The sequence below is a fragment of the Microbacterium umsixpiens genome (assembly GCF_053543675.1).
Genome location: NZ_JBLVOH010000116.1, coordinates 1 through 4,373, shown reverse-complemented (window position 1 = coordinate 4,373; position 4,373 = coordinate 1). Strand labels below are relative to the sequence as shown.

Below are 4,373 nucleotides of genomic sequence, written 5' to 3'. Positions count from 1 at the left end.
GGTCCCGATGCTCATCGCGGTGGGGAAGGACGCCGGAATCCCGGTCATCGCCGACACCTCGGGTCCTGCGCTCCTGCGCGCGGCGGATGCCGGTGCCGACGTGCTGAAGCCCAATGCGGCCGAACTCGTCGACGCCACCGGCATCACCGACCCCGTCGAGGGTGCCCGTTCGCTGATCGCCCGCGGCGTCGGGCTCGTACTGCTCTCGCTGGGCGCCGACGGCATGCTCGCCGTCACCGCCTCCGACCTCGTGCACGCGCGACTCGACGAACCTCTTGCCGGCAATCCCACCGGCGCCGGAGATGCCGGTGTAGCGGCCTGCGCCGTGCTGTACGCGGAGGGCGAGGGCGACCCCGAGCAGATCCTCCGCCGCGCCACGGCCTGGTCCGCTGCCGCGGTGCTCGCCCCGCTCGCCGGGGACATCTCCCCGCGCTGGCGCGAGCTCGAACAGCAGCTGCGCGTCTCGCATCCCGACCCTGAATCGTTCCGGAAGGACCCTTCGTGACCCTCGTCTCCGCTCGCGACCTCGTCTCCGCCGCATCCGCCGCCGGCACGGGGATCGGCGCGTTCAACGTGATCCACCTCGAGACCGCCGAGGGGCTCGTGCGTGCCGCAGCTCTCGCCGAGCTGCCCGTGATCCTGCAGATCTCGCAGAACTGCGCCGACTATCACGGCGGGCTCGAGCCGATCGCTCTGGCCACTCTCGCGGTCGCCCGCCGCGCGCAGACGCCGGTCGCCGTGCACCTCGATCACGCCGAACGGCCCGAGCTGGTCGACGAGGCCATCGCGCTGGGCTTCGGGTCGGTCATGTTCGACGGCGGCGCGCTGCCCTACGACGACAACCTGGCGCTCACGGCATCCGTCGCGGACCGGGCGCACGCGGCCGGGGTCTACGTCGAGGGTGAGCTGGGCGAGGTGGGCGGCAAGGACGGTGCACACGCGCCGGGTGTGCGCACCGATCCCGACGAGGCCCAGGACTTCGTCGCGGCGACGGGTGTCGATGCGCTCGCGGTGGCGGTGGGTTCCTCCCACGCGATGACCGACCGCACGGCGTCGCTCGACCTCGACCTGATCGCGCGGCTGCGAGCGGTGCTGCCCGTTCCGCTCGTCCTGCATGGATCCTCGGGGGTGGCGGATGCCGTGATCGCGGACGCCGTCCGCGCCGGGATGACCAAGATCAACGTCTCCACGCACCTCAACGGCTTCTTCACCCGGGCGGTGCGCGAGAAGCTCGACGCGGATGAGCGGCTGGTCGACTCGCGCAAGTACCTCGCGCCTGCCCGCGATGCGCTCGCCGTCGAGGCTGCCCGCATGCTCCGGCTGTTCGCGCTGCAGGGCACTCGGCGATGAAGCGGGCGGCGCGGCTGAACGCGATCCTCGACCTTCTCGCCGTGAGTGGCGAGGTCACGGTGGAAGACCTGGTGGAGCAGTTCGGAGCCTCGTCGGCCACGACCCGCCGCGACCTCGACACACTCGCCGAGCAGCGGCTGCTCACCCGTACGCACGGTGGCGCCGTGGCACAGGCCGTCGCCTACGAGCTGCCCATCCGCTACAAGAGCCACCTGCGCACGCTGGAGAAGGACAGCATCGCGCAGACCGCGGCGGGCCTCGTCGCCCCCGGCATGGTGGTCGGGCTGTCCGGCGGCACGACGACCACCGCGATCGCGGCGGCACTCGCCGCCCGAGACGACCTGTCCGGCAACGGCGGCATCACCGTCGTCACCAATGCCGTGAACATCGCCGCACAGCTCGCCACGCGGCCCGACATCAAGGTCGTCGTCACCGGTGGCGTCATCCACTCCCGCAGCTACGAGCTCGTCGGTCCGTTCGTCGAACAGCTGCTGCGCGGGGTGCGGCTCGACATCGCCTTCATCGGCGTGAACGGGATGGATGCCGCCGCGGGCGCCACCACGCAGGACGAGCGCGAGGCCGCCGTCAACCGGATGATGGCCGAACGTGCCCGGCGCGCGGTCGTGGTCACCGACGGCAGCAAGCTCGGGGTCGAGGCGTTCTCGGCGGTCGGCGGCGTCGAGCTCTTCCCGACCGTGATCACGGATGCGGGAGCGGATGCGGAGGCGCTCGCCGCGCTGCGCGCCGCCGGCTATGCGGTGCTCGTCGCCTGAGCCGGGACGTTCGGCGGAGAGCGCGGTATACTCAGAGTATGACCACCACCATCAAGGTGAACGATGATCTCCGCGATCGCCTGAAGGAGCAGGCTGCGCGTGATGGTCTCACTCTCGGCGCGCATCTCGCTCACCTCGCCGACGCCGAAGACCGTCGTTGGAGGCTGCAGTCGCTGAAGCGCGCGATCGAACGGACTGCTCCGTCCGAGAAGGCATCGCATGCCGCAGAAGCCGCCGAATGGGAGCGGGCTGACCTGAGCGACGCGACCGCGTGAGTTCCTCCTCGGAGCTCGCGCCGGGACGAGTCGCATGGGCGGCGCTCGAGCCCGTGCGCGGCAGGGAGCAGGGTGGGCACCGACCTGTTCTGATCGTGGCCTCGGCCGGGTACCTGGATGCGGTGACGACGCTGGCCATCGTGCTGCCGATCACGACGACCGACCGGGGGTGGCCGAATCACGTCATGGTGGAGGGGCCGAGCGGACTCGATCGGCCATCGTGGATCATGACCGAGCAACCTCGCACACTCTCGCGCGACCGCCTTACGGGAACGGCAGGCGAGGTCACGGAAGAGTGCCTCGAATCGGTACGCGCGTGGCTCGGCGACTTCCTCGATCTGTAGGAACATCCCCTGACCCCGGACACCCCAAGGGCCCCGACGTCCCCAGATCGTCGAGGCCCTATGAGGGCGCCGCGGCTGTATGCCGCGACACCCCCGAGCAGATGGTGTCCGTGTCGTACTCACGCTCCCCAGCGCGCTTGATATCCCCAGATCCGACTGCGCCTCCCTCGCGCCTCAACCCTTCGAGGCCCTTCGCATGGCACCTTCCGAAGAACAGGAGCGTGCGGCACCGGTTCTGATACACCGAATGGAGAAAAAGATCAGAATCCGTCTCCGTGGCACTGGAACGGGGCGCTGAGACCGGTGTCGACGGTGGCTCGGGCGAGCGCCGCCGAGGGTGTCGCACCCTCGGACAGGCCGACATGGACGGCACTCAGCAGCTCGGCCGCCACTTCGTCGGGCACGGCGACGGGCGCGGCGATCACGCAGTCCGCGCCCGCGTGCAGCCACACCCGCGTCATCCCGAGCGCCTCCTCGCCCCAGCGCACCGAGGAACGCCCGAGTTCGCAGGCCGAGAGGATCACAGTCGTGGGGACGCGCGGAATCAGGTCGACGTCGTAGCCGAAGAGGATGCCGTCGGCGAGCTCGAAACCCGAGAACAGGGGGTTGTCGACCGCGTGCCTGCCGTGCGCCGCGATGTGCAGCACGTCGCTGTCCGACGCGAGTCGGGTGGCCGCCGCCACCGTCGCGTCGCCGCCCTCGAGGATCCGCGTCGCCACACCCCCGCCGTCCCAGGTGTCCGCGGCTCGCCGCACCTCCTCGCCGGCGCGGGGGACGCGCGGGCCCGCGGCGAACCCGATCGTCGACGGGCGTCTGCCGACGACGGCCGCGCCGCCCCGCAACCGCGACACCGACGTCGCGAGCGTGAAGGGGAGCCCGGTCATCCCCGGCAGCATCGCCCACGGCACCCCGCCGAGTGCTCCGGGCACCGTGATCGCCAGACGGCGTGCCGACGGCGCCGCCGAGAGCAGCGGTGCGAGCAGCTCGTCATCCAGCAGCTCCAACCGCGCGGAGAGGGCGCGCGCGGTCACGGCGCCCATCAGCCCGCCGCGGGTCATCGCGGCCATGTCGAGGTCGGCGCGCAGACCGTCGAGCGCGGATCGCACACGGGGCCAGGACAGGTCGACGACCGTGGCCCCCGATGACGTCACCGCGATGGCGTGCAGCGCGGAGCCGGTGAAGATGTACGACAGGACGGCGGTGTCGGGATCGAGCAGCGCCGTCGCCTCGGCGAGGCCCAGCCGCTCACGGGCGCCGCCCGCCCCTGTCGCGGCCCACTGCCGCTCCCGCACCCGGTCGCGAAGGACGCGTACGCGAGCGTCCGTGGTCCAGTCGGCGCCGGCGAGCTCGGCGCGCAGCATCCGCAGTTCCGCCAGATCCACGGCCAGCGAGTCATCGCGCGGAGGCCGCACCGGAGCGACCTGCTGGCTGAGGTGACGGGCGCGTTCCGACCACTCGAACATCGTCGCGGGATCGTGCAGGCGCGCGGCGGCGGAGAGGCCGGCATACATCAGGTCGGCGCCGTGCATGGCGACCGAGGCCTGCAGGTCGAGGGCACCGAACGACTGCTGCCAGGTCGTGAGCAGGTCGAGGCCGTCGGCGGCGGCTCGCAGCGCATCCCGGTCGCGCCC

At 71.6% G+C, this 4,373-nt stretch carries 6 protein-coding genes; 5 read left to right on the top strand and 1 reads right to left on the bottom strand.

Annotation, left to right across the window (positions count from 1 at the left end):
• The 5 genes from ACNPM4_RS11645 to ACNPM4_RS11625 form a co-directional block, all read left to right on the top strand.
• A partial coding sequence (locus tag ACNPM4_RS11645) for a PfkB family carbohydrate kinase (RefSeq protein WP_448985810.1) occupies positions 1-505 on the top strand: 505 nt, incomplete at its 5' end.
• Complete coding sequence (locus ACNPM4_RS11640; RefSeq protein ID WP_029263217.1) at positions 502-1,350, top strand: class II fructose-bisphosphate aldolase; 849 nt, start codon at positions 502-504, stop codon at positions 1,348-1,350. The genes ACNPM4_RS11645 and ACNPM4_RS11640, both read left to right, overlap by 4 nt.
• Positions 1,347-2,123: a DeoR/GlpR family DNA-binding transcription regulator gene (locus ACNPM4_RS11635; RefSeq protein ID WP_029263216.1), complete on the top strand. Its 777-nt coding sequence runs from the start codon at positions 1,347-1,349 to the stop codon at positions 2,121-2,123. Before ACNPM4_RS11640 ends, ACNPM4_RS11635 begins: the two co-directional genes overlap by 4 nt.
• 38 nt (positions 2,124-2,161) lie before the next feature.
• Positions 2,162-2,398 (top strand): hypothetical protein, encoded by a 237-nt coding sequence (locus ACNPM4_RS11630; RefSeq protein ID WP_091033369.1) that lies wholly within the window; start codon positions 2,162-2,164, stop codon positions 2,396-2,398.
• A complete protein-coding gene (locus ACNPM4_RS11625; protein ID WP_448985809.1) occupies positions 2,395-2,742 on the top strand; it encodes a type II toxin-antitoxin system PemK/MazF family toxin in 348 nt (115 codons plus the stop codon). The genes ACNPM4_RS11630 and ACNPM4_RS11625 overlap by 4 nt, the downstream gene beginning before the upstream one ends.
• Before the next feature lie 260 nt (positions 2,743-3,002).
• Here the strand turns inward: ACNPM4_RS11625 and ACNPM4_RS11620 are convergent.
• The coding region (locus ACNPM4_RS11620; protein ID WP_448985808.1) for a CHAT domain-containing protein at positions 3,003-4,373 on the bottom strand (1,371 nt) is incomplete at its 5' end.